The organism is Staphylococcus sp. HMSC62D11, from assembly GCF_001839145.1.
In the GTDB taxonomy this organism is placed as follows: Bacteria; Bacillota; Bacilli; order Staphylococcales; family Staphylococcaceae; genus Staphylococcus; species Staphylococcus lugdunensis.
Window position 1 is genome coordinate 365 of the sequence record NZ_KV840204.1, and the last position, 636, is coordinate 1,000.

Below are 636 nucleotides of genomic sequence, written 5' to 3' on the forward strand. Positions count from 1 at the left end.
TAAGAGGCTTACCGGAAGGAGTAACGTTTGATCCGACAACAAATACAATAAGTGGTACAGCAACGAAGGTCGGCACCTATCCAATTGTGGTAACGAGCACTGATGCGGATGGTAATAGAACTGAGACGAAATTCAGTATCAAAGTTGTAGACACAACAGCACCAACAGTAAAAGGGATTAGTAACCAAACCAAAGAAGTGAATACGGAAATTGACGAAATTGTGATAGATGCCACAGATAATAGTGGTCAAACAGTGACGAACACAGTCAGTGGCCTACCAAAAGGAGTAACGTTTGATTTTAGAACAAACACAATAAGTGGTACAGCAACGAAGGTAGGCACCTACCCAATCGTAGTGATAAGCACTGACGCTGAGGGTAATAGTGTTGAGACAAAATTCAATATTAAAATTGTAGATACGACAGCACCGACGGTGAAAGAGATAAGTGATCAAACCAAAGAGGTCAATACAACAATTGATAATATTGAGATTAGTGCCACAGATAATAGTGGTCAGCCAGTAACAAACACAGTCAGAGGTCTACCGGAAGGAGTAACGTTTGATTCTAGAACAAGCACAATAAGCGGTGTAGCAACGAAAGTCGGCACCTATCCAATTGTGGTAACAAGTACGG

The 636-nt window shown here is 41.4% G+C and carries 1 protein-coding gene; it reads left to right on the forward strand.

Annotation, left to right across the window (positions count from 1 at the left end; all coding sequences use genetic code 11):
• Positions 1 to 636 (forward strand): putative Ig domain-containing protein (locus HMPREF3267_RS11205; RefSeq protein WP_176746110.1); only part of this gene is annotated, 636 nt, incomplete at both ends.